Consider the following 24,510-nt stretch of genomic DNA (forward strand, 5'->3'; position numbering starts at 1 on the left):
TCGAATTTATACCGCTTTAGCCCACTCAACTATGAGTGGGCTTTTTTATTTTTATGATAAACTGACCGCCATTGTTATTTTTTAAGCGGTTTTTTTGTGTCTTCTTCTGATTATTCTTTAAGCTTATTACCTAATTTCCCTGTTGCTAAAAAGCAAGCTCATGCGCTGACTACTCATGCTAAAACACGCAGTGATGATTATTATTGGATGCGCGATGATGAGCGACAAAATGCCGATATACTCGCACATTTAGCGCAAGAAAATGCCTATTGTGATGCACAATTAGCTGCCATTAAGCCACTACAAAATACATTATTTGAGGAGCTTAAAGGTCGTATTGTAAAAGACGATAACACTGTACCGGTAAAAGACGGCCAGTATTGGTATCACTCAGAGGTTCGCGGAGATGATGAATATGCGCGTCATTATCGCAGCCGCAGTATGGCAATGGCTGATAAAGAACTACTACTTGATGTTAATGAACTTGCCAATGGCTATGAATTTTATGAGTTAGGGGAAGTGGCACTGAGCCCCAACGAGCAATTAATGGCTTACTCTGAAGATACCGACGGCAGACGTATATACACAGTACGGTTTAAAGATTTAAGCAGCAATAAAATGCTCGACGATGTACTTGAGATTACCGAGGGGCAAGTTGTTTGGGCGAACGACAATAAAACCGTATTTTATGTAAAAAAGGATTTAAAAACCTTATTGGGTTATCAAGTTTTTAGACATGAACTAGGGACTGAGCAACACCAAGATGTACTGGTATACGAAGAGCAAGACAGCAGCTTTTTTATGGGCTTAGGTAAAAGCCGTGATGAAAGCTTAATTATTATTGATTTGGCGAGCACAGAAACTAACGACATGTGGGTGCTTGATGCCAATCAACCGCAAGGTGAGTTTACCGCTTTAATGCCGCGCGAAGAGGGGCATGAATTTGATATCGATAAGCTTGGTGATATTTTTTATATAGTAACTAACTGGCAGGCCAAAAACTTTAGATTAATGACCGCAACAAGCGACACCATTGCTGATAAAAACCAGTGGCAAACACATACCCCTCACCGTGAAACTGTATTATTAGAAGGCGTTGAACTATTTAACGACTTTTTAGTGCTTAGCGAGCGCGAACAAGGCCAAGCACGCTTTGTTGTGGTTAATAAAAACGGCGAGCGAATGAACCTTGAGTTTGATGATCCTTGTTACTACGCCGCTATTGCGATGAACCCAGAGCCAAGTGTAACCCATGCACGCATTTACTATTCAAGCTTAACAACGCCAGGCTCGCTCTATAATGTTGATTTAACCACAGGCGAAAAAACCTTACTTAAACAACAAAAAGTACTCGGTGATTTTAACGCAGAAGACTACCAGTCAGAGCGACTTATGATAAGTGCCCGTGATGGGGTAAAAGTGCCGGTGTCGTTGGTATATCGTAAAGATAGCTTCAAAAAAGATGGCTCAAATCCGTTGTTTCAATATGGTTATGGCGCGTATGGTATCACCATAGATCCTAGTTTTTCGAGTACATCACTGAGTTTACTAGACCGTGGCTTTGTCTATGCGATTGCGCATGTGCGTGGAAGCGAAATGCTAGGACGTTCATGGTACGAACATGGTAAAAAACAGCATAAACAAAATAGCTTTAATGACTTTATAGATGTAACCAAAGCGCTCACAGAGCAAGGATACGGCAACAAAAGTAAAGTGTTTGCCTCTGGTGGCAGTGCTGGGGGGTTATTAATGGGAGCTGTGGTAAATCAAGCGCCTGAGCTTTACTGTGGAGTGGGCTGCCATGTGCCATTTTTAGATGTGCTCACCACAATGTTAGATGAAAGCATTCCGCTTACAACAAATGAGTATGATGAATGGGGTAACCCAAACGACCCCCATTTTTACGACATTATTGAAGCGTATTCACCGTACGACAATATTAGTGCGCAACACTACCCCAATATACTGGTGACAACCGGCTTGCACGACTCACAAGTACAGTATTGGGAACCAATGAAATGGGTGGCTAAAATGCGTGAATATAAAACCGATGATAATATTTTAGTGTTTAAAACCGACATGGATGCAGGACATGGTGGGGCATCGGGTCGCTTTAAGAGCTTAGAAGAAAAAGCGCTAGAAATGGCCTTTTTTATCGCTTTGTCATAGCCCGTAAATGATTTTTACAAAAAAGCCTCAGTAATAACTGAGGCTTTCTATTTTTTAAAATAACTTAATCTAGGTAGGCTTTTAACATCCACACTAGTTTTTCTTGCTCTTTAATGTAGTCACTCATTAATGACGCGGTACCTTCATCATCAGCTTCAGCGGCTTGTGCAAGAATATCGCGCTGCATTTTAATTAAGCTGCTGTATCCGGCAAGTAAGTTCTCTACTGCGGTTACGCCGTCGCTGATCCCTTTTGCTTCTTTAATTTCACTTACTTCTAAGTAATCTGAAAATGCATGTAGCGGTGCACCATCAAGCGTTAAAATACGTTCTGCGATTTCATCTACTTTTAACAGTAGTAAGTTATAAATTTCTTCAAACTTTAAATGTAATTCAAAAAAGTTTCGGCCTTTAATATTCCAGTGAAAACCGCGCGCATTCATATATTGAATTTGATAGCTGCTTAAAAGCGTATTCAGTGACTTAATAATATCTTCACTTTTTGTACTGTTTAAACCAATTGCATTTACTTGCGACATACATTGCTCCTTAAAGAACCGTTTTATGAATTTGTTTACACCTTGCTCAATACAGTCAGTATTACCTAAGATGGTGTATTAATAAAATCGTTTATACATATTGGTGTCATAGCTAAAAGCTATCACCGTAGCTCGACTTTTTAAATAAGTTAGCTAACGCTGTTCAATAGATATGGGTTGTGTTTATAAAAATACTACCTTGAGCAGCGAAATTGTTTATTTTGTGAGTACAAAATATGATCTAAAACAAGCTTTTGACAGGCGCAGCGCACACTTATTTTATTTATTGATGTAGGTCAAAAAACGCTCATAAGTAAAGCGCATAATCACTATAACCCAACTTGATAGAGATCACTTTATTGAGTTAAGGGGCTACTTGATTAGATGCGGAGAGAAATTATGGAAGCTAAAACACGTAAAGAAAATAAAGCTGAACTCATCGTTATTGGTATTGCTTTGCTAGGGTTTGTATTAGGGTTAGTTGCGCACTTAGCGGGTGCAAGTTTTGCAAACTCTGATGCCTTTGGCTATATTGCTGCACCAATGCCCTTAGTGCTAGGTATTATATTTTTGATCAGCTACAAAGTGGCGGCTGCAGCCGAGGACTAAATGTCCTCATTCAAGCGCTCAAGAATATAATTAACGACTTGGCGTGAGTAAATCATACTGGTATGGCTTAAGTGAAATACCTTATGTTCGGCCATACCCTTTAGCTTGGTTTCATCTAATAATACGGTGCCATCAGAGCGGCTGCCTTTTACAATGAGTGGCATTAAGCCAATCGGTAAGTCGCCGGCAATGCTATATAGCTTGGCTTTAAAAGGCCAATCACCATTCTTAGAGAGTAAAAATTCAACACTATTTTTTAATAATAGCTCGAACCCTTTTTGCTGCATTTTTTCAGCAATATGGCTGCCAGTATGTGGCGTTCCTAAGGTGATTACCTTTTCAACATGATGACTTGGCGCTGAGTTTGCCTCTAAATAGGCGCGAGCAACTAAGCCCCCCATAGAGTGACACACTAAAGCAGAAGGCTCGTTGCCAATAAATTCATCTATTTGCGAAAAAATAGCATCCCGATTAGGGTCACGCGTATTGTAGGTAAGGTTTAAAACTTTCACCCCCGACTCCTCCAAGCGTGAGCACAACGGGCGCATAACCAAGCCAGACATATATAAGCCATGTAAAACAATCACGTGTTTAACTTTCATACGCCCCCTAATACCAATTTTATTAAAAACATGATCATTCTAGCGTATTAAATAATCCGCTACCTACGTTAAAAATTATTTATATAGAACAACTATATGTCACAATTTTCGCCTTGTTACCGACTTATTTACTTGTCGCTATAATAGATAACTAATTTAATGCAATTGGTATAACCTATTCTAGTTACATTAATTGCTGAGGTTTTATCTCAATGTTAGTGGTGTCGGTATTAACCCAAACTTCACCATCTTGAATGGTAATAGCCAATTTAATATTACGATCAACCAACGCAGCTAATAACTGAGTAGCAGCATAATCAAGGCTAAAAATGCTTAAGTTTTTAAACTCGTACAATTTAGGCTGATGCTTTTGCCACCAAATAGCTTGGTTATTCTCGCCATAGGTATATAAAATTACTTTTTTAGCTTTATTACAGGCTTTTTTAAGGCGCTTTTCATCTGGTAACCCCAGCTCAATCCACAGCTCTATTTCTTCACTGTAATTGACATGCCAAAGCTCCGGCTCATCATCAGCGCTTAACCCTTTGGTAAACTCTAAACCATCACAGCTATTAAGTGCAAAAGCGAGTAAGCGGATCATCAACCGCTGATCTGTTTCTGATGGGTGTTGTGCCAAGGTCAGGTGAAAGTCTTGGTATACGTGACGGTCCATATCGCTAAGCGATAACTGCGCCTTCATGATGGTAGATTTGAGAGCCATAGTGTCTTATATGAAAAAATTTGCGTCAGTATAGCGCAATTAAATGAATTGCCAGTTAAAATAGCTACAAATTATATGTTAGGAGTTAAAAAATGGCTATCCAGTGGTTCCCTGGGCACATGAATAAAGCCCGAAATGAAATTAAAGAAATAATGCCACAAATGGATGTGATCATTGAAGTGCTAGATGCGCGCATTCCTTACAGTAGCGAAAACCCGATGGTGGCTACCTTACGAGAAGGTAAGCCGGTCATCAAAATTCTCAATAAAGCCGATTTAGCTGATCCTAAAATGACGCAAACCTGGAAAGACTATTTTGAGCAAGAAAATGGCGTAAAAGCCATTGCGTTTGGTAACGATAAAGCCGCAGAAGTGCATCGAATTAATGAGCTGTGTAAAAAGTTAGTGCCGCATAAAGTCGGTGCCGATAAGCAAATTAAAGCCATGATCATGGGTATTCCTAACGTAGGTAAATCGACGCTCATAAATGTGCTTGCTGGGCGTATAGTGGCTAAAACGGGTAACGAGCCTGCAGTTACTAAGGCGCAGCAACGTATTAAACTTGATGATGGCATTATGCTTTACGATACGCCAGGGATGCTGTGGCCAAAAGTAGAGAACGAAAACTCAGGTTATCGTTTAGGCGCAACCGGTGCGATACGTGATACCGCTATTGAGTACGAAGAAGTGGCAAGTTACACCGCTGAGTATTTATTGCATGCTTATCCTGAGCTTTTAAAAGCGCGCTATAAATTAGATGAACTGCCAGAAAGCGATTGGGAGTTTGTTGAAATGGCGGGTAAAAAGCGCGGCTGTATTCGCGGTGGTAACCAAATCGATACGTATAAAATGTCGGAAATTCTAATTAATGAATTACGAGATGGCATTATCGGTCGTATTACCATGGAAACACCTGCCATGCGTGAAGAAGAAGAAATAATGGTGGCTGGATTGCGCGCGGCAGCAGAGGCGAAAAAGCAAGCCAAAGAAGAAGAGAAAAAACAACGCCGAGCACGTGCACGAAAAAACCGTCGTTAATTTATAAAAGCGCAGGTTAAGGCCTTACGCACTAAATTACAGACATAAAAAAAGCCCGTAAGGGCTTTTTTAGTTTCATATCTACCGTCACCGATATGAGCAATGTAGCAAGTAAATGAGTAGGGCGGAAACAGGTCATAAACAGCAAGGGGCGTTGTGGTTTATAACAGGTTTCCATAGCTGTTAACGTGCGCCACACGTTGTTTCAGGGTCGAGAAACAAATGAACTTTTCCGTCACAAGAAGTATGCTTCGTCTTGTTGATAGTGATTATCAATTAGATTTAAATAACTGTCAACACCTAAATGCAAATAATTCTTATTTTACCTTTTTGTTCATTTATAGCACTAAAGTAAGTGCTGCTTTTTGCTATACATCCCCTTATGCTAAGTTAAGTATTATAAAAATAATAACAAGAACAAAAATATGTTTTCAATTTGGTTTATTAGCCTTATTGCTGTGGTGTATCTAGGGATATTATTTGCAGTTGCGGGCTGGGCGGATAGGCGTAAGGTGCTTCCTTTTAAAGGTTTAACCTACGGGCTGTCATTGGGTGTTTATTGTACCTCATGGGCTTTTTACGGCACCACAGCACAAGCGGCTAGTAATGGCTGGTGGTTGGCACCTACCTATGCGGGCACGATTATATTATTTATTTTTGGCTGGCAGCTGTATTGTCGTATTGCGCATATTTGTCGACAGCAAAAGCTTACCTCTATGGCTGACTTTATTGCTACTCGCTATGGGCAGTCGTCGAGTTTGTCAGGGCTTATCTCACTTATTTCAGTGATAGCAATTGTACCGTATATTTCTTTACAACTTAGTGCGACCGCACAAAGTATTAATTTACTCACCGACCGAGCCCCCACTCAAAGTAACCAAGTATGGGCAGACAGTACGTTTTATATTACGTTATTGCTGGCTTTATTTGCTATTTTATTTGGCGCTCGCAGGCTTAAGCCCAGTGAGCATAACCCCGGGTTAATTGCCAGTATTGCCTTTGAATCAATTGTTAAGTTACTTGCCTTTATTGCGGTGGGCTTGTATGTGTGTTTTTCTATATTTGATAGCCCTATAGCTCTGTATGAACAGGCGCAAGCGCTAAACATACCAACACACGTTGCCGCGACTCAAAGCCCCGTTTATGTTTATGTTGCACATACCTTGTTGGGGATACTGGCAACGTTATGTTTGCCGCGTCAGTTTCATATGAGCTTTATTGAAAACAATAACAATAATGAGCTGGCAATCGCTCGCTGGTTATTTCCGTTGTATTTATTACTGATTAACTTATTTATTTTACCTATAGCTTACGCTGGACTGGTTTATTTTAGTGATAGTAGCGTTGGTCAAGATACCTTCGTATTAGCGCTGCCAATGGCGACAGATAATAGCGGGGTAACCTTACTGGCCTTTTTAGGTGGCTTTTCAGCGGCCACAAGTATGGTGATTGTGTCGGCAATTGTGCTGTCGGTGATGATCACTAATGATTTTATTAATCAGTTTATTTTGCGTCGCTCACAGTTAACGTCAAGCAGCCGAGGATTGGATAAAAACAACTTATTGCATGCGCGTAAAATTGTAATTGTACTTATTTTATTACTCAGCTATTTCACTCATAGAGTGCTTGCAGAAACCACCACACTTGCAACCGTTGGGCTTATGTCGTTTACCTTGGTTGCGCAATTTGCTCCTGCGATGATTATTGGTTTATGGTGGCGCCACGCATCGTGTCGTGGTGCACAGCTCGGTATTTTAAGTGGCTTTGTAATTTGGGGTTACACTTTACTGCTACCTAATTTAGCCAGTGGTTTTGGCAGCCAAAGTAGTTGGTTAATAGAAGGGCCATGGCAAGTTGCTTGGTTAGCGCCCACTAATTTACTTTCATTGAATTTAGAAAGTATTAGCCAATCATTACTGTTGTCGTTAGGGGTTAATACGTTAGTGTATTTGCTTGTACCACTATTTAGTCGTGCAACGCTTGCTGAGCGCCTGCAAAGCAATAAGTTCATATCTCAATTAAACGACTCGCGATTAAACACCACATTGCAGCCACTCAATTATGAAGATTTAGGGGCATTATTACAGCGTTTTGCTGAAAAAGACGCGAGCCATTCTTTAGTGCAGCAGTATTTTCCGCATGACAAAAGCCAATGGAAACGTATCGCTAATGTTGAGCTTGAGTTATTAGTTGAGCGTGAAATGTCAGCGGTTATTGGTGGTGCATCAGCACGGCTAATTTTAGATGTAGCGAAAAATGAGCAGCGCCAGCCTTTAGAGCAAGTTGCTGAGTTTGTCGATGAAGCTAGCCAAGTGCTTAAATTTAATCGTGATTTACTGCAATCTACCATTGAAAACATTCAACAAGGTATTAGCGTAGTAGATAGTGAGTTGCGTTTGGTGGCATGGAATCAAGGCTATAAGCACATGTTTAATTACCCCGATAGTGCTTTATATATAGGCCGACCCGTTGCCGATATTATTCGCTTTAACGCTGAGCGAGGCTTATTTCGTGGTGAGGATATTAATACAGAAGTCGATAAGCGTTTAGCCTATTTAAAACAAGGCAGCGCGTATAAATATCAACGCGCACATAGTGATGGCCGAGTATTTGAAATGCAAGGAAATCCCTTGCCTGGTGGCGGGTTTGTAACGACCTACACCGACATAAGTGAGTTTGTAAAACAACAAAAAGCACTCACCGAAGCGAATGTTAGTCTTGAAGAAAAAGTGGCTACGCGCACTGCCGCATTAACACAGGCTAACCAAGCGCTTTCTAAAGCAAAGCAAGTAGCAGAGCAGGCAACAGTAAGTAAAACGCGTTTTTTTGCCGCAGCGAGTCACGATTTATTGCAGCCATTTAATGCCGCAAGTTTATTTTGTTCGCTAATGAACGAAAAAGCCCAAGATACTGAGCTTAAAGATCTAGCTATGAATATTAAAAATTCCTTAGCAAGTGCAGAAGAGCTACTTTCGAGTATTTTAGAGTTAACTAAACTCGATTCAGGTTCGTTTAAAGTACAGTTAACGGAATTTAATGTGAGTAGTTTAATAGAGCCACTGCGTAATGATTATTTAGCACTAGCTCAAGAAAAAGGCCTCGGTTTTATCGTTGAGTCGTGCGATGCGCGAATTTATACCGACAAAGCATTACTTAAGCGTGTACTAAGAAACTTACTTAGTAATGCTATACGCTACACAGAGTATGGTGAAGTACGTTTAAAAGTTTTACTTGATGAACATCATGTATCGTTTGTGATTGAAGATACAGGCATAGGCATTGCTACCAGTGATCAGCAGAGTATTTATCAAGAATTTAAGCAGCTGGGCGATAAACCTAACGCCGAGGGATTAGGATTGGGGCTTTCTATCACCAAACGTATTTGTGATTTATTAAATATTCCTTTGGTAATGGGCTCTCAGCTTAATAAAGGCACTCAATTTACTTTAACCATGCCATGCAAACCTAGTTTAAAAACACCAGCCACTGCGCATGTACCTGCCAATTCAGAAACTGAATTGGGTCGTTTATGTATTTGGCTTGTGGATAACGATCGTAATGTACTTGAAGCGCTAAAACAGTTGCTAGAAAACTGGGGCTGTGAAATTGCCACCGCCACTAACTTAATTGAACTTGAGCAACTCAAAGCAGAAAATACACTACCACAACTACTTATTGTTGATTATCAATTGGATGATGGTGTAACGGGGCTTGAGGTGATTGAACAAGCAGGATTAATGACGTTGCCTGCCATTGTTAATACTGCAAACCACGATGAGCAAATACGCGAGCGCGTACTTGATGCAGGTTATCCTTTATTGTACAAACCACTTAAAGCACCGGCATTAAAAAGAATGATAAAACGACTAACTTTACTTTAAGGTAAGTGGGTTAATAACACACCAGAGCCTTGTTTTTCATGATTTTTAGCTATGTTTGAATCACTAATTGCGGGTGAAAGGCATGACTTGCTAATTATTATCGATTAATTAAACTTACTCGATAACATATCACAGGCTTGCTGATAATGTTGCCAGTAGCCAATACTCTTACTATTGAGTGGTTGGCGAATTTGCACTTTGCTAGCAGTAGCCGAGGCGCTGTTGCTTTTATAAAACGCTAAACAGCTGGGCTGCCATTGTAAATTACAAAAATTAAATAATGTTTGAGTTTGCAAGGTGGCATCTGTTACTAGCTCTTCATAGTGTTGAATCATTACATTATTAGGATACTTTTTCTGAAAGTGGTTGATAAGTAACTTATAATCTTGATAAAAATGAGCAATATCTTGTAAGTCATAGCTGTAATGATGAAATGCACTGTGCGGGCTATATAGCTGCCTGTAATTTGCAATACAGCTATCCACAGGATCGCGCAGCATACAGACTATTTTTGCCTCTGGAAACGCAGCTAAAATAAAATCAATAAAGTAAAAATTAAAGGGTTGCTTGTCACAGCTTCTAGGTGAAGTCATCATGCTTTCGCAGCGCGATTGGTAGCCATTTAAGGGGTTATCAAGCGTAAACTTTTGAAATGCCTGCTCAATCATACGGATATCTAAAACATATTTTGACGCCGCAGTGCTTTGTAGTAGCTGTGCAATGTCATTTAGCTCCCCAAGGCCGGTCACCTCGGTACTTTGATTAATAATTTTTTCTACTAATGTGGTGCCTGAGCGAGGCATACCCATGACAAATATGGGTGAGAAGTCAGCGTTTTTTGCTGTTAATTGAATCTTTTCACTTAATGCTATTAATTGTTGGCAAAATATTTGGTGTTTGCTGGCTTCATAGTTTATCTGATGTTTTATAGCCAATTTACTATCACGAAAGTAACTAAAAGCTTGTTCATAATCACCAATATGTTCGTGATTTAGTGCCAAACTGTGATAAATCATTTGCTGTTCTGTTGCAGTTAAGCTACTACTAAGTCGTTTTTTTAGTTCGGTAATATGTGTTTTTGCTTCAGTTGAGGTATTTAGTTCTGCAAGAGAGTAATGTGCTTGAAAGTAACTTGGCTCGCGTTTTATAAGCGCTAATAATAGCGTTTTTGCGTGATCTAATTGGCCATTTATTTTATAGGCAATGGCTAAGTTGTAATTAATTTTGGGGTGTGTAGGTGCGGCTTCATAAGCTATTTTTTGCCATGCTAAAGCATGTTCATAGTCACCAAGTCGAGTCGCTATATTAGCTAAGGTATCCCACTCTAGAGGCCCATAACCTTGATACTTGATAGCTTCCTGATAGTAACTGGTCGCCATTGTTACGTCACCCTTTAGTATCATTAGCTTAGATAAATGCAGCACATATAAAGGATGGTTATTGATTGTTAAGGCTTTTTCTATCAGTTGTATGGCTTTGTAGTTGTTGCCTGCAGCAATATTCACTTCGGCTAGTAGGTAATAGCAAAAATGGTCTGTCGCATCGTACTGTAATTGCTTAACTAGCAGTTGGTGAGCGGCGGATAACTGGTTATTGTTTATTGCTGTAAATACCTGTTTTTTTAACTGATGTTGATGTGCTGTTAGCATAAATAACCTTAACGAGAGGTAATAATAAAGCCTTGCTGATTATCAACAAGGCTTTTAACTATCGCTCAGTTTTATAGTTCAAAGTTATAAGTAAACTTCATACCAATAGTGCGAGGAGTTGTTGTATAGTGAGCGTATACGCGTTGTAATTCAGGTAACGCTTTATTCGCGCCAGAGGTCGACATACCAGCCCATGACTTATCACGGCGTACCGAAGTAAAAGCATACTTATCGAACAAGTTGTCGATATATAATGTAGCTGACCACATATCACCTGTTAACTTAGCTGATAAGTTGCTTAATGAATAGCCAGCTAATGTCTCACCATCGTCTCTTAAGCCCACTTTGGTAATCATATCGCTTTGTGCAGTCATACCGTAGTTAACGCTCAGTAGTTTATCGTCTAGCACATCTTGCTCATAACGAAGGCCGAATGAAAACTGATGCTCAGGGGCGCCGGGTAATCGATCCCCATTCATAGCGCCAATGCCAATACCAAATAAATCTGGTGCATCTTCAGTTAGTTCTGCTTTTGCATAAGCGTAAGTCGCATAAGCTGTCCAGTGATCGCCAATGATTGCACGAGATGAAATTTCTACGCCTTTTGAGTTTGCTGAGCCTGCATTTGATGTAATAAGCTCTTGGCCATTAACAGTAGAGCTACCCACTTGGGCGTCATTCCAGTCAACATTAAAGAGTGCAGCATTAAAGTGCAATCGATTTCTGAGCCAGGTTGATTTAAAGCCAAGTTCATAGTTTACCGTAGTATCAGCCTTATAGTCTTCTTCACTTGGAAGAGCACAAACAATTTGCTGTTCTGGTAACACATCTGGACACGGCGCAATACCATTACCGCCACCAATTCGAAACCCTTCACTGACAGTAAAGTAAGCGAGTACACCAGAATCAAACGTATAGTTTGCATTAAATTTAAATAGATTACCGTTATCATTGGCGCTAACATTTTCCATCTCAATTTGGTCAAGAGACGAGAAATTGCCAGAATAAAGTGGTGTAGCTGACCCTGCATTGGTGGAGATATCATATTCATATAAACGCGCGCCCAAAGTGATATCAAACTGATCAGTAAAGCTATAGCCAGCCTCACCAAATAATGCTTTTTCTGTTATTTCTGAATTACTGAGGGCGATATATTCTAGATCTTTTTGTACGTTCGCAATACCACCGCCCCAAAAGTCAGTTAAGCCTGGGGTATATTCGCGGTCATCTGATAAGTTTTCTTGCTTATTATAGTAGCCGCCTACAATCCAACTTAATGGGCCCTCTGAAGCCGATACTAAACGCAATTCTTGAGTGAAGTTATCTTGATCTGAAGTATCTAAAGTTTGACCAACAAATGCAGGAAAATCAGCGTAACCAGTCCAAATATCATAAAGTAAGTCGGTTTGATCTCGCTGCCCAGACTGCTCATAGCTTGACCAACCAGAGGCTGATACAAGTTCAGCAAAGCCTAAATCAGCTTTGATTTCTAAGCTAAGTAAATCGTTTTCTTGCTCGCCCGGTTCAAGCACGCGAGCTGCGTTTTCATATTTACCTACAGTACCTTGAAGTGCGCTGCTATTTGCTAATGCGCCATATTGTGACGTTGAGTTGCCGCCATTTTCTTGTTTTTGATAAAAGTAATTGAGTGTTGCATCAATTGATGAGTTTGGCTGCCAACGAACAGAAAAGCGTCCCGTAGTGATTTGCTCATCGTTAACGTCATTAACGCGTTGTAAGTTTTCATCAATATCATCTTGGTTTGTAAAATCTGGATTAGGGTTTGAGACCCCTGGGTTTCGTACTACGTATTTATAATCAATATAACCAGGTCTGTCATAATGATTAACGCTGGCACGAACGGCTAATACGTCATCGATAAGCGGGGTATTAAATACCAGACCAAACTCACCCCCAGTATCATCGCTTTCATTAATTGCGAATAAATCGCCACTCACGCTACCTTCAGTAATGTCTAATTGTGGTTGCTTTAATAAATAGCGTATAGCACCACCTAAAGTACCAGCACCATATAAGGTACCTTGCGGGCCAATTAATACTTCGACTCGATCAATATCAGTCAAGCGAAGATTAATATTAAGCGGTATTTCACCAACATAAGTAGCTACAGTGCCCCCATCAGAGCCGCGATCTGACGAGTTAGTATTTAAACCTCGAACAATAATTGGAGAGCCTTCACGACCACCTTGATCTGAAACTGTTAGGCCTGGGACCCAACGAGCTACATCTTCTAAATCACCAATGTTTTGATCCTTTATGACATCACTATTAAGCGCTGTAATATTTAAAGGAGCCTCTTGAATTGAACCTGAGCGACGTGTAGCAGTAACCTCAATCTGTTCAATTTCTTTATCAACTTTAGGCTTTTCTTCTGCTGAGGCATGATAAGAGGTGATTAATTGAGTTGTAATTGCGCAAGCAAGAATTTTTCTTTTAAACTTTTTCATTTTGACCCTGTGAATGTTTGTTTGATTATTGTTTTATATCAAGAAAGCATGTTAATGAGGTGTAATCAAGTGCGGCGGGTGTGGCTTTAAAATCAATATTCATTAATCTAGAGAGGTTATTCATTAAAAAGGTTTTTTTCGGTGTTTTTTAGTTTTTTATTGCATAAAAATATCAACATGAAATTTTTTAAATTTGGTTTGTTTTTTGCAACTTTACATCATTTGTTAACTTTTTGGTTGGCGCGTTTGGTGGGCAGTACAGTCCGCATATGAGCCAGCTAGTTGCCAGTGCTAATGTATGTATTAATAATTTCAGCTAGACAGCCTTAAAAAAGATTATAAAGAAATACTTAAAGTGTATTAATTTATATTAGCTCGCCTCTAACTTACCAACTTGAGATAGCTGATTAAACAAAATGCCTGCTTGGGTACGGTTATACACATTCAGCTTTCGCAAAATGGCCGATACATGTTGTTTTATGGTGGTTTCTTGAATCGACATTTCAAAGGCAATTTGTTTGTTCAAGAGCCCGTCGGCTATCATCGCGAGTACACGGTATTGCTGTGGAGTGAGTTTTTCTAGGTTGCGGGCAAAATTGCTCTGTTCGTCATTAACAACCACATCAGTTAAGTCAATATCTGTTGGCAACCAGGAGTCTCCATTGAGTACATGTTCAATGGCTTCACTGATCACATCAAGGGATGATGACTTTGGAATATAGCCTGCAGCACCTAAGCTCATGGCTTGTTTTATGATAGTGGGGGTTTCGTTAGCCGATACCATAATAATTAATATATCAGGGTATTGATTTCTTAGTTGCGAGAGCGCTTGTAAACCATTGGCGCCAGGAATTGTTAAATCTAAAAATATCAGCTCTATCTCGGGGTGTGATTTTAATAAGCTAAACAAACCGTCGATATCGCTGGTTTCTTTTATATATTGTTCTGGTACTGAAGTCGCTGCTGCTTGACGTAGCGCACTTCTGAATAAAGGGTGGTCATCAGCAATTATGGTATTCACAGCACAAGCCATTTCAAATAGTCTCCAATGCATTAAGTTATATGTGATTTTGCGATGTGAAACAAGGTTTGTCTGTGGGGATATACAGACAAACCTTAACGCTTAAATTAAATTTTAAAAACGATAGCCCACAGTGAGTGATATTGTGCGGGGGTCACCGTAATAACCAATTAAGGTATTATCGCCACCAAGACCCGGTGTGTATTTGCTGGTATCAGTTGGATCTGACGGGTCGGGTGCTACAAACTGGTAACCTCCAATCATGTATTCTTCATCGGTTAAGTTTTTACCATAAATACCCGCAGTCCAATGGCCATCTGCGCTATACCAAGTAACACCAATATTTAATAATCCGTAGGCGTCTTGTGTTAAGAGGCTATCTTCTTCGAATAACGCATAATCACCGCGATGGTAATAATTACCGTTTATAACGAAGTCGCCCATTTCTGTGTATAAACGATAGGTAGCGCCCAAGTTAAAAGTTAGATCTGGGGTGTTTGAAACACTAAAACGGTCTGATTTATCAAATGTTTCACCGGTATCAGGATTGGTATCAATTACATTTTCAAAACTACTGTCGATGTAACCTATTGACGCGTCAAAAGTTAGTGCATCGTTTGCAACATAGCTAAGTTCTAATTCAACGCCATCAGACTTAGACTCGCCAATATTACCTAAGCGCTGGTTTAAATCGGCGGCGCTGTCACCGGGTAATACCGATATGTACTGACGGTCTTTATGATCAAGTGTGAATACAGTTAAATTGGCGCGTAAATTATCATTCCATTCGCTTTTCATGCCTAACTCAATAGAGTCAACCACTTCGGGCCTTGCTGCAGGTTCTGCTGTTGTAGCTCGTGGATTAAATGTCCCTGACTTAAACCCTTGCGAGTAACTAGCAAAAAACATGATGTCGTTATTATATTGATATTCAACACCCGCACGAGGTGTAAAGCGTGACCAATCTTCGCTGTCATCAAGTACCGTAGGCACGAGTTGTCCTTCTGGGCGAACATAACCCGGGATCCAACCTGATTCAGGGTAAACAATGTCAAAAATAAGACCATTATTTACAACCGCTTCTTTGCTGTCTTTGGTATAGCGCGCGCCAAGTGTCATTGACCATTTTTCATCAAAGTCGTAGCTTCCTTGTATATATGCCGCTTTACTGGTGGAATTGCTGCAACCGCTTACTTCACGCGTAAGCCCTGGGGCACCTAAACTTTGACCAAGCACACCTAATATTGCTTCAAACTGGCCACACGATTCGCCATCATAGTAATATAAGCCCGATACTAATTTGTAGTTATCGCCACTGTGATTTAGCTGCAACTCATGCGTGGTTTGTTCATCGTCATAAATGGCTGGAACATCAAAAATAGGTAAAGAGGTATTATCAAAGTCGATATTGGTTGGTGAATAGCTTTCTCTTGTTGCTGCAACGTATTTAATGCTGGTGTTTGCGCTCATATCCCAGCGAGCAGTTAAGCTCATACCTTCAAGCTCTACTTTGTTCCATGTAGGTAAACTAGTATAAGAGTCATACACGCTATCGGGTACAGGCGCATTCGTTAACAAGCTTGGAAGTAAGCGATACCCGCCTTTCGCGTTGGAGTCATCATCAGTTTTATCCCACGCAAAACGAAAGAATAAGTCATCGGTAGGGGTGTACTCTAACGTAACCCGTGCTGCGGTAACATCTTTGTTATAGTTTTCGCGGTCTTGATTATCAAGCGCTGACGTTAAAAATTCACCATAGCCATCACGGTTCAATGTGGCAAAACCAAAACCAACATAGAGTTTTTCGTCAATAAGCGGGAGCTGCCCAGTGACTTTTAAATCTTTTTGGCTGTAGCTGCCTACGGTGCCTTGAATATTTAGCGTTGCATCTCCGCTCATTTCTTTGGTGACATACTTTACTGCACCACCAATAGTGTTTTTGCCATATAGCGTACCTTGTGGGCCACGTAACACCTCAATTTGTTGTACATCAAGTAAGTCGAGCACGGCACCTTGCGGGCGGGCGATGTATACATCATCAATGTAAATACCTACGCCAGGTTCATAGCCCCAAAGCGGGTCTTGCTGACCTACACCGCGAATAAACGCAGTGATGGTAGAGTTAGTGCCTCGGCTTGATTGTAGCGTAGTGTTGGGTGAAAACTGCTGTACTTCAGTCATTACGCTGATGCCGTTTTCTGCTAATTCCTGTGCGCCAATTGAGGTCACCGCAACCGGAACTTCTTGTAAGTTTTCAACGGTTTTGCGAGCGGTTACTTCTATTCGCTCTAACTCTGCTTTTTTTACTTTAGGCGCTTGTTCAGCTGCCACACATGTTGCACTTAATAAGGCGAGTGAAACAGCGAGTGTAACGGGTGTGATATTTTGTTTGAGCTTTATCATTGGTGTGTTCCTGTTGTTATTAGTTGATTATTTGTTTGCTCATGTCACCTGCACTTAATGTAGAAGGTAGTGTTAAAAAATGAATTAGTACCATAGTGCTATAAAAGCTTAACACCTTGACTTATATGATTTTTATGTAAGTTTTATAACGTATAGTACCTTAGTGCTATGTCTTTATTTGCGCTGAGCGATAAAACTAACAACAGTTACTGCGATGTCACCTCATCTGGGTAATAACAATAATTATAGGAATGTCTATGCTGAGCATGATAGGGCTGTTAGGCGGTTTAATACTGCTGATAATTTTAACTTTGCGCGGGGTCAATTTATTTATTGCCGCGCCAATATGTGCATTGTTGGTGGCACTAACAAGCGGGATGGCTATATTCCCGGTGACTGCCGACAGTAATTTTATTAACGCGTACATGGATGGCTTTGCTGGATTTTTAAGTGCATGGTTTTTTATGTTTTTACTGGGCTCGTTGTTCGGTAAGTTTATGGAAGATACTGGTGCAGCAGATAGTGTAGCCAGTTACATTGTTGGCAAGTTAGGTATGAAGCATGCGGTGCTGGCGGTGGTGATTGCTTGTGCCGTGCTGACTTATGGCGGAGTCAGTGTATTTATTGTGGCGTTTTCGGTTTACCCGATGGCGCTCAGTTTATTTAAAGATGCCGATTTGCCGCGGCGCTTTATACCCGCAACATTAGCGTTTGGCTCAGTGACATTCACTATGACCTCTGCGGGCTCGCCTGAAATTCAAAATTGGATACCCGTAAAGTATTTAGGTACCTCACCCTATGCGGCATGGGAAGTAAGCTTAGTAGTGGCCATTTTTATGGCAACAGTCGGTTACTTTTGGCTAAATAAAATGATTAAAAAGGCGGTTGCCAAAGGTGAGCGTTTTGATGCTAGAGAAGACGACCCAATTATTTTAGAGCGTGAACGCCCTCATCCAATCACCGGCGTAATTCCTTTGCTGGTGGTGCTACTCTTATCATTTATGTTGCATGATGTTTTACAACAAACCGCACTAATTGTGGCGTTGCTTGGTGGTGTTTTAAGTATTGTGGTCATCAATTATAAGTATTTTCATAACATGGCAAATGCCATCAATATGGGGACCACTGGCGCCTTAGTTGCTATAGGTAACACTGCTGCTGTAGTAGGGTTTGGCGCAGTGGCTAAAGTATCACCGGCGTTTATTGCTGCTGTTGATGCTATGACTCATATGCCAGGTAATGAGTTAGTGGGGGCTGCTGTTGCCGTGAGCGTAATAGCCGGATTAACGGGCTCAGCATCCGGCGGGCAAGCGATTGCACTACCGCTTGTGGCTCCAGGATATTTGGATATGGGGGTTAATCCAGAGCAATTACACAGAGTGGTTGCTATTAGTTCTGGTGCATTAGACAGCCTGCCACATAATGGTTACGTGGTCACAACTATACGTGCCATTTGTAAAGAAACACATCAACGCGCTTATTGGCCATTAGCCGCATTGACGGTGGTTATCCCATTGGTTGGGGTGGCTCTTGCGCTGAGCTTATTCATCACTTTTTAAGGAATTGCAATGAAAACAATATTAATAATAGGGTTGCTGTTTTTATTTAGTAGTACGGTGTCTGGCGCTGATAAAGCCGAGCCATTACTAGTAGAAAAGCAACATTTCAGCACAGAAAACTTCACAACGGTTTCGGGTACAACATTGCCACAGGTTGATATTGGTTGGGAAAGTTATGGTGAGCTTAACAAAGCCAAAGATAATGTAATCTTGATCACTCATTATTTTTCAGGAACCTCTCATGCAGCAGGTAAATATTCAGCCGACGACGCCGTAGCAGGGTACTGGGATGCGTTAATTGGCCCAGGAAAAGCCATAGATACTAACAAGTATTTTGTGATCAGCTCTGACACCTTAGTCAATGCTAATTGGCATGATCCACACGTAATCACTACGGGGCCTGCATCAATTAACCCTGCGACAGGTAAACCTTATGGCTTGGATTTTCCAGTGGTCACTATTACTGATTTTGTTAACGTACAAAAACGCTTATTAGAGAGTTTGGGCATTACTAAATTACATGCCGTGATGGGCGCATCTATGGGCTCTTTTCAGGCGCTAGAGTGGGCAACGCGTTATCCAGATCAGGTTGAACGCCTAATCCATGTTATTGGTGCAGCAACCATGGATGCATGGACTGTCGCTGCGCTTGAAAAATGGGCACTCCCCATTCGTTTAGATAAAAACTGGCAGCAAGGTAATTACTACGACAAGGAGCGCCCATTAGATGGACTTGCTGCAACCATGCTAAATATTACCCAAGATGCGATGCATCCAATTATTTATAACGCTAGCTTCCCTGACTTTAACGTACTTGATGAAGGCGCGTTAAAAGACATTCGTACCTTACCTAAGTTAAACCAAGTACTAGCACAGCGTGCAATGGCGCGTGCAAAAACCCAAGATGCAAATCATGTATTGTATTTGGTACGGGCATCACAACTGTTTACTGCCGGTATGGAAGGCAACTTAAGCGCAGCACTTAAAAAAATTAGCGCTAAAACACTGTTATTGCCTGCAACCAATGATTTACTGCTACGCCCTGAAAATATGCGCACTGTATATGAGTCAATGAAGTCGCTGGGGAAAGAGGTTCAGCTTTCTGAAATTGAAGGCGGCTGGGGGCATCTCGATGGAATTTTTTCAATCTCGCCTAAAGCGCAGCTGATCAGTGAATTTTTAGAGGAGTAGCAGTATGAGTAAAAACGTATTAATCACCGGCGCGGCTAGTGGTATAGGGCTACACATTGCTGAGCAGCTAGCCCGAGCTGGGCATAGCATTATTGTGACCGACCTTAATGAACAGGTAGCTCAACAAGCCGCGCAAAAAATAGTTAATCAGGGCGGTAACGCTCAGGGCTATGCATTGAATGTGGCAGATAGCCAAGCGATTGAAGATTTTTTTAGCACCTTTACGCTACCTGTGGATGTATTAATTAATAATGCAGGAATACAGCATGTAGCGAAATTAGAAGACTTTCCTGCAGATAAGTGGCTGCTTTTACAGCAAGTGATGTTGGTAGGTCCCGCAATGATGACTAAAGCGGTACTGCCACGCATGCGTGAGCAAGATTTTGGCCGCATTATTAATATAGGTTCTATTCACGCCATGGTGGCCTCTAAGTATAAATCTGCTTATATCGCCGCGAAGCATGGCTTAATTGGCTTTGCTAAAACCATGGCATTAGAAACAGGTGATGCCAATATTACTATTAATACAGTGTGCCCAGCGTATGTAAAAACGCCATTAGTGGAGCAGCAAATTGCCGCACAAGCCAAAGAGCATGGTATTTCTGAGCAACAAGTAATTGACACCATTATGCTGGCACCCATGCCGAAAAAGGCATTTATCGGCTTAGACGAAATCTTGCATACCGTGAGTTTTTTAATGGCAGATGCTGCACGCAACATAACCGCTCAAGCAATCGCTATTGATGGCGGTTGGACTGCACAATAGGAGGAGCCAATGGCAGGTTTTGATAAAGTAGTAACAAGCTACAGTGACGCTATGACTGGGCTTGAAGATGGCATGACCGTGATTGCTGGTGGTTTTGGTTTGTGTGGTATTCCTGAAGGCTTGATTGCACAAATTAAACGCCAAGGGACACGTAATTTAACCGTAGTATCTAATAATTGTGGTGTTGATGGTTTTGGGCTTGGATTGTTACTTGAAGACAAGCAAATTAGCAAAATGATTGCCTCGTATGTGGGCGAAAATGCGTTATTTGAGCAGCAGTTACTAAGTGGCGAGTTAGATGTTGAACTAACGCCACAAGGGACGCTAGCCGAAAAAATGCGCGCAGGCGGCGCCGGAATTCCAGCGTTTTATACCGCAACGGGTGTCGGTACGCCTGTGGCTGAAGGTAAAGAAACCCGTTCAATCAAGGGGCGCGAATATTTATTAGAGCCCAGTATAATCGGTGACTTTGCCATTGTTAAAGCATGGAAAGCGGATCGCTACGGTAACTGTATTTATCGTCATACAGCGATGAACTTTAATCCTATGGCAGCCACCGCTGGTAAAATTACCGTATTAGAGGTTGAAGAAATTGTCGAGCCCGGAGAGCTTGAGCCAAGCCAAATTCATACGCCAGGTATTTATATCGATCGCGTTATTAAAGGTGAGTTTGAAAAGCGTATTGAAAAAACCACTACTCGAGCGGCAAAGTCCTAAGGAGCACATAATGGCATTAACACGAGAGCAAATAGCAAAACGCGTGGCAATGGAATTACAAGATGGCTACTACGTTAACTTAGGAATAGGGATACCTACATTGGTGGCCAATTATGTGCCTAAGGGCATTGAGGTAATGCTGCAATCAGAAAATGGGTTACTGGGCATGGGGCCCTATCCTACCGCTGAAAATGTAGATGCCGATATGATCAACGCAGGAAAAGAAACAGTAACCGCAGCTACGGGTGCCGCTATTTTTAGCTCTGCTGAGAGCTTTGCCATGATCCGTGGTGGCCACGTTGATTTAACCGTGCTGGGTGCGTTTGAAGTGGACCAAAGCGGCAACATTGCCAGTTGGATGATCCCTAATAAATTGGTCAAAGGTATGGGCGGGGCGATGGATTTAGTGGCGGGGGCAAAAAACATTATTTGCACTATGACCCATGCTAATAAACACGGTGAATCAAAGCTACTGAATGAATGCAACCTACCGTTAACCGGTGTTGGTTGTATCAATAAAGTAATTACTGATTTGGCTCTATTAGAAATAAAAGATGGCGCTTTTCATTTATTAGAATGTGCACCCGGTGTGACTATTGATGAAATCAAAGCCAAAACTGCGGGTAATTTAGTTATTAGCGACAAAGTCAAAACTATGAGTTTTGAGTGATTTTACTAACGATTTGCATGGGGCAAAATAATTGTATTTGCTTCATGCCATTACTCAGTTGCGCTTTTGATGTTCAACAATGACGCTGATAAAGACTTAAGTCGTTTAAATACAGTTTATAATATGCCTCTTTTAAGCCCATCTCATACCTCAAAATATCTTTAAAGCAAGTTTTTTATAAATTGATTGCATTTTAAGCGACTTCTATGGTGATGTTCGCTTTAAGTAATGCTATACTCCCGCCGAATAATTTATCGACTTTATTAAGAGTAAAATTAATGGCAGATTTATCGAAGTACAGAAACATTGGTATTTTCGCGCACGTTGATGCGGGTAAAACCACAACTACTGAGCGTATCCTAAAGCTTACAGGTACTATCCATAAAACAGGTGAGGTTCATGATGGTGAATCTACAACTGACTTCATGGAACAAGAAGCTGAGCGCGGTATTACTATCCAGTCTGCGGCAGTAAGCTGTTTCTGGAAAGATCACCGTTTTAACGTTATCGATACTCCTGGACACGTTGACTTCACCGTTGAAGTTTACCGTTCACTTAAAGTATTAGATGGCGGTGTGGGTGTATTCTGTGGTTCTGGTGGTGTTGAGCCACAATCAGAAACTAACTGGCGCTACGCGAATGAGTCAGGTGTTGCACGTATCATCTTCGTAAACAAATTAGACCGTATGGGTGCTGATTTTTTCCGTGTAACAGCGCAAGTACAAAAAGTACTTGGTGCTAATCCACTTATCATGACTTTACCAATCGGTATCGAAGATGAGTTCTGTGGTGTTGTTGATGTTTTAAACAAAAAAGCATACATCTGGGATGAGACAGGTCTTCCAGAAAACTACACTATTGAAGACGTTCCTGCAGACATGGTAGAGAAAACTGATGAATACCATGAATTGCTTATCGAAACTGCTGTAGAGCAAGACGATGACCTAATGGAAGCGTACATGGAAGGTGAAATCCCTTCAATCGAAGACATCAAGCGTTGTATCCGTAAAGGTACTCGTGACCTTGCGTTCTTCCCTACATTCTGTGGTTCTGCATTCAAAAACAAAGGTATGCAACTTGTACTTGACGCAGTAGTAGATTACCTACCTGCTCCTACAGAAGTTGATCCTCAACCTCTTATGGATGAAGAAGGTAACGAAAACGGCGAGCATGCAATCGTATCTGCTGACGAACCTTTCAAAGCGTTAGCATTTAAGATCATGGATGACCGTTTCGGTGCATTAACATTCGTACGTATCTACTCTGGTGTGCTTAACAAGGGTGACACTATCCTTAATGCATTTACTGGTAAAACTGAGCGTGTTGGCCGTATGGTTGAGATGCAAGCAGATGAGCGTAAAGAGCTTACTTCAGCGCAAGCGGGCGATATCATCGCTATCGTTGGTATGAAGAACGTGCAAACTGGTCACACTCTTTGTGATCCTAAGCACCCAGTAACACTTGAGCCAATGGTATTCCCAACTCCAGTAATCTCGATTGCTGTACAGCCTAAAGATAAAGGCGGTAATGAGAAAATGGGTGTTGCTATCGGTAAAATGGTTGCAGAAGATCCATCTTTCCAAGTTGAAACTGATGAAGATTCAGGTGAAACTATCCTTAAAGGTATGGGTGAGCTTCACTTAGATATCAAAGTAGATATCCTTAAGCGTACTTACGGTGTAGACCTTATCGTTGGTCAACCACAGGTTGCTTACCGTGAAACTATCACTCGTGAAATCGAAGATAGCTACACGCATAAGAAACAATCTGGTGGTTCTGGTCAATTCGGTAAAATCGATTACCGTATCAAGCCTGGCGAAGTGGGTTCTGGTTTCACGTTCACATCTTCAGTTGTTGGTGGTAACGTACCTAAAGAATTCTGGCCTGCAGTTGAGAAAGGCTTTAAGTCAATGATGAACGAAGGTGTTCTAGCTGGCTTCCCAGTACTTGACGTTGAAGTTGAACTTTTCGACGGTGGCTTCCACGCCGTGGATTCATCAGCAATCGCATTCGAAATCGCTGCTAAAGGCGCTTTCCGTCAGTCTATCCCTAAAGCGGGTGCACAACTTCTTGAGCCAATCATGAAAGTTGACGTGTTCACGCCAGAAGATCACGTAGGTGACGTAATCGGTGACCTTAACCGTCGTCGTGGTATGTTAAGCGACCAAGAAGCTGGTTTAACTGGCGTTCGCATTAAAGCAGACGTACCGTTATCAGAAATGTTCGGTTACATCGGTTCACTACGTACAATGACATCAGGTCGTGGTCAGTTCTCTATGGAGTTCTCACACTACGCACCATGTCCACAAAACGTAGCTGACACAGTAATCGCTGCAGAAAAAGAGAAAAAAGCAGCTAAGTAATTAGCACTTTAACTCTTTAAAAAAACCCGCACTTGTTGCGGGTTTTTTATTGTCTGAAGGTTATTAAGCTCGAAAATTAAAACGTGCGGTCATAAAAAAGGAGCAACAGTTAGTTGCTCCTTTTTTATTTATTATGACTATACCAA

The 24,510-nt window shown here is 41.2% G+C and carries 17 protein-coding genes; 10 read left to right on the plus strand and 7 right to left on the minus strand.

Annotated features, from left to right (window positions below; all coding sequences use genetic code 11):
- The first annotated feature begins 96 nt into the window (after positions 1–96).
- A complete protein-coding gene (locus A9479_RS03085; protein ID WP_064662673.1) occupies positions 97–2,169 on the plus strand; it encodes a S9 family peptidase in 2,073 nt (690 codons plus the stop codon).
- Between the two features lie 64 nt (positions 2,170–2,233).
- Here the strand turns inward: A9479_RS03085 and A9479_RS03090 are convergent, their stop codons facing one another.
- On the minus strand, positions 2,234–2,707 hold the full coding sequence (locus tag A9479_RS03090) for a Dps family protein (RefSeq protein WP_008112861.1): 474 nt from the start codon (positions 2,705–2,707) through the stop codon (positions 2,234–2,236).
- Between the two features lie 399 nt (positions 2,708–3,106).
- Here A9479_RS03090 and A9479_RS03095 point away from each other — a divergent pair, with 399 nt between their 5' ends.
- Positions 3,107–3,316 (plus strand): hypothetical protein, encoded by a 210-nt coding sequence (locus A9479_RS03095; RefSeq protein WP_016899028.1) that lies wholly within the window; start codon positions 3,107–3,109, stop codon positions 3,314–3,316.
- Here the strand turns inward: A9479_RS03095 and A9479_RS03100 are convergent.
- A complete protein-coding gene (locus tag A9479_RS03100; RefSeq protein WP_028834704.1) occupies positions 3,313–3,918 on the minus strand; it encodes an alpha/beta hydrolase in 606 nt (201 codons plus the stop codon). The genes A9479_RS03095 and A9479_RS03100 overlap by 4 nt on opposite strands.
- 184 nt (positions 3,919–4,102) lie before the next feature.
- Positions 4,103–4,639 (minus strand): YaeQ family protein, encoded by a 537-nt coding sequence (locus A9479_RS03105; RefSeq protein ID WP_024602252.1) that lies wholly within the window; start codon positions 4,637–4,639, stop codon positions 4,103–4,105.
- A 92-nt stretch (positions 4,640–4,731) separates the two neighbouring features.
- Here A9479_RS03105 and ylqF point away from each other — a divergent pair, with 92 nt between their 5' ends.
- Both ylqF and A9479_RS03115 read left to right on the plus strand, forming a co-directional pair.
- A complete protein-coding gene (ylqF, locus tag A9479_RS03110) occupies positions 4,732–5,676 on the plus strand; it encodes a ribosome biogenesis GTPase YlqF (RefSeq protein ID WP_008465001.1) in 945 nt (314 codons plus the stop codon).
- Between the two features lie 425 nt (positions 5,677–6,101).
- The gene (locus tag A9479_RS03115) at positions 6,102–9,557 is read left to right on the plus strand and encodes a PAS domain-containing hybrid sensor histidine kinase/response regulator (RefSeq protein ID WP_064662674.1); all 3,456 of its coding nucleotides are present in this window, start codon (positions 6,102–6,104) and stop codon (positions 9,555–9,557) included.
- Between the two features lie 104 nt (positions 9,558–9,661).
- Here A9479_RS03115 and A9479_RS03120 read toward each other — a convergent pair whose 3' ends face one another.
- From A9479_RS03120 to A9479_RS03135, 4 genes are all read right to left on the minus strand, one after another.
- Positions 9,662–11,206 (minus strand): sulfotransferase, encoded by a 1,545-nt coding sequence (locus A9479_RS03120; protein ID WP_064662675.1) that lies wholly within the window; start codon positions 11,204–11,206, stop codon positions 9,662–9,664.
- 71 nt (positions 11,207–11,277) lie between these two features.
- The gene (locus A9479_RS03125) at positions 11,278–13,674 is read right to left on the minus strand and encodes a TonB-dependent receptor (RefSeq protein WP_016899050.1); all 2,397 of its coding nucleotides are present in this window, start codon (positions 13,672–13,674) and stop codon (positions 11,278–11,280) included.
- Positions 13,675–14,044: 370 nt separating this feature from the next.
- Positions 14,045–14,707: a response regulator transcription factor gene (locus A9479_RS03130; RefSeq protein WP_010392247.1), complete on the minus strand. Its 663-nt coding sequence runs from the start codon at positions 14,705–14,707 to the stop codon at positions 14,045–14,047.
- A 102-nt stretch (positions 14,708–14,809) separates the two neighbouring features.
- Complete coding sequence (locus A9479_RS03135; protein WP_064662676.1) at positions 14,810–17,098, minus strand: TonB-dependent receptor; 2,289 nt, start codon at positions 17,096–17,098, stop codon at positions 14,810–14,812.
- 257 nt (positions 17,099–17,355) lie between these two features.
- On the opposite strand from A9479_RS03135, the gene A9479_RS03140 reads away from it, so the two are divergent.
- The 6 genes from A9479_RS03140 (at position 17,356) to fusA (ending at position 24,364) form a co-directional block, all read left to right on the plus strand.
- On the plus strand, positions 17,356–18,657 hold the full coding sequence (locus A9479_RS03140) for a GntP family permease (RefSeq protein WP_064662677.1): 1,302 nt from the start codon (positions 17,356–17,358) through the stop codon (positions 18,655–18,657).
- Positions 18,658–18,666: 9 nt separating this feature from the next.
- Complete coding sequence (locus A9479_RS03145; RefSeq protein WP_058155376.1) at positions 18,667–19,848, plus strand: homoserine O-acetyltransferase; 1,182 nt, start codon at positions 18,667–18,669, stop codon at positions 19,846–19,848.
- Positions 19,849–19,852: 4 nt separating this feature from the next.
- A complete protein-coding gene (locus A9479_RS03150; RefSeq protein WP_064662678.1) occupies positions 19,853–20,614 on the plus strand; it encodes a 3-hydroxybutyrate dehydrogenase in 762 nt (253 codons plus the stop codon).
- A gap of 9 nt (positions 20,615–20,623) precedes the next feature.
- Positions 20,624–21,331 carry a CoA transferase subunit A gene (locus A9479_RS03155; RefSeq protein WP_064662679.1) on the plus strand — a complete coding sequence of 236 codons (708 nt, stop codon included), beginning with the start codon at positions 20,624–20,626 and terminating at the stop codon, positions 21,329–21,331.
- A gap of 10 nt (positions 21,332–21,341) precedes the next feature.
- Positions 21,342–22,001 (plus strand): 3-oxoacid CoA-transferase subunit B, encoded by a 660-nt coding sequence (locus A9479_RS03160; RefSeq protein ID WP_028834696.1) that lies wholly within the window; start codon positions 21,342–21,344, stop codon positions 21,999–22,001.
- A gap of 278 nt (positions 22,002–22,279) precedes the next feature.
- Entirely contained in the window at positions 22,280–24,364 is a 2,085-nt protein-coding gene (gene fusA, locus A9479_RS03165; protein ID WP_064662704.1) for an elongation factor G, read from the plus strand.
- Positions 24,365–24,510: the final 146 nt, after the last annotated feature.

The sequence above is a fragment of the Pseudoalteromonas sp. MQS005 genome, from assembly GCF_001661605.1.
In the GTDB taxonomy this organism is placed as follows: Bacteria; Pseudomonadota; Gammaproteobacteria; order Enterobacterales; family Alteromonadaceae; genus Pseudoalteromonas; species Pseudoalteromonas tetraodonis.

Bases quoted from the DNA above. Each gene is read 5' to 3' on its own strand.
- A9479_RS03100 (WP_028834704.1), bottom strand. From the start codon at position 3,918: ATGAAAGTTAAACACGTGATTGTTTTACATGGCTTATATATGTCTGGC.
- A9479_RS03095 (WP_016899028.1), top strand. From the start codon at position 3,107: ATGGAAGCTAAAACACGTAAAGAAAATAAAGCTGAACTCATCGTTATT.
- A9479_RS03115 (WP_064662674.1), top strand. From the start codon at position 6,102: ATGTTTTCAATTTGGTTTATTAGCCTTATTGCTGTGGTGTATCTAGGG.
- A9479_RS03140 (WP_064662677.1), top strand. From the start codon at position 17,356: ATGCTGAGCATGATAGGGCTGTTAGGCGGTTTAATACTGCTGATAATT.
- A9479_RS03105 (WP_024602252.1), bottom strand. From the start codon at position 4,639: ATGGCTCTCAAATCTACCATCATGAAGGCGCAGTTATCGCTTAGCGAT.
- A9479_RS03155 (WP_064662679.1), top strand. From the start codon at position 20,624: ATGGCAGGTTTTGATAAAGTAGTAACAAGCTACAGTGACGCTATGACT.
- A9479_RS03160 (WP_028834696.1), top strand. From the start codon at position 21,342: ATGGCATTAACACGAGAGCAAATAGCAAAACGCGTGGCAATGGAATTA.
- ylqF (WP_008465001.1), top strand. From the start codon at position 4,732: ATGGCTATCCAGTGGTTCCCTGGGCACATGAATAAAGCCCGAAATGAA.
- A9479_RS03130 (WP_010392247.1), bottom strand. From the start codon at position 14,707: ATGGCTTGTGCTGTGAATACCATAATTGCTGATGACCACCCTTTATTC.
- A9479_RS03125 (WP_016899050.1), bottom strand. From the start codon at position 13,674: ATGAAAAAGTTTAAAAGAAAAATTCTTGCTTGCGCAATTACAACTCAA.
- A9479_RS03090 (WP_008112861.1), bottom strand. From the start codon at position 2,707: ATGTCGCAAGTAAATGCAATTGGTTTAAACAGTACAAAAAGTGAAGAT.
- A9479_RS03120 (WP_064662675.1), bottom strand. From the start codon at position 11,206: ATGCTAACAGCACATCAACATCAGTTAAAAAAACAGGTATTTACAGCA.
- fusA (WP_064662704.1), top strand. From the start codon at position 22,280: ATGGCAGATTTATCGAAGTACAGAAACATTGGTATTTTCGCGCACGTT.
- A9479_RS03135 (WP_064662676.1), bottom strand. From the start codon at position 17,098: ATGATAAAGCTCAAACAAAATATCACACCCGTTACACTCGCTGTTTCA.
- A9479_RS03145 (WP_058155376.1), top strand. From the start codon at position 18,667: ATGAAAACAATATTAATAATAGGGTTGCTGTTTTTATTTAGTAGTACG.
- A9479_RS03150 (WP_064662678.1), top strand. From the start codon at position 19,853: ATGAGTAAAAACGTATTAATCACCGGCGCGGCTAGTGGTATAGGGCTA.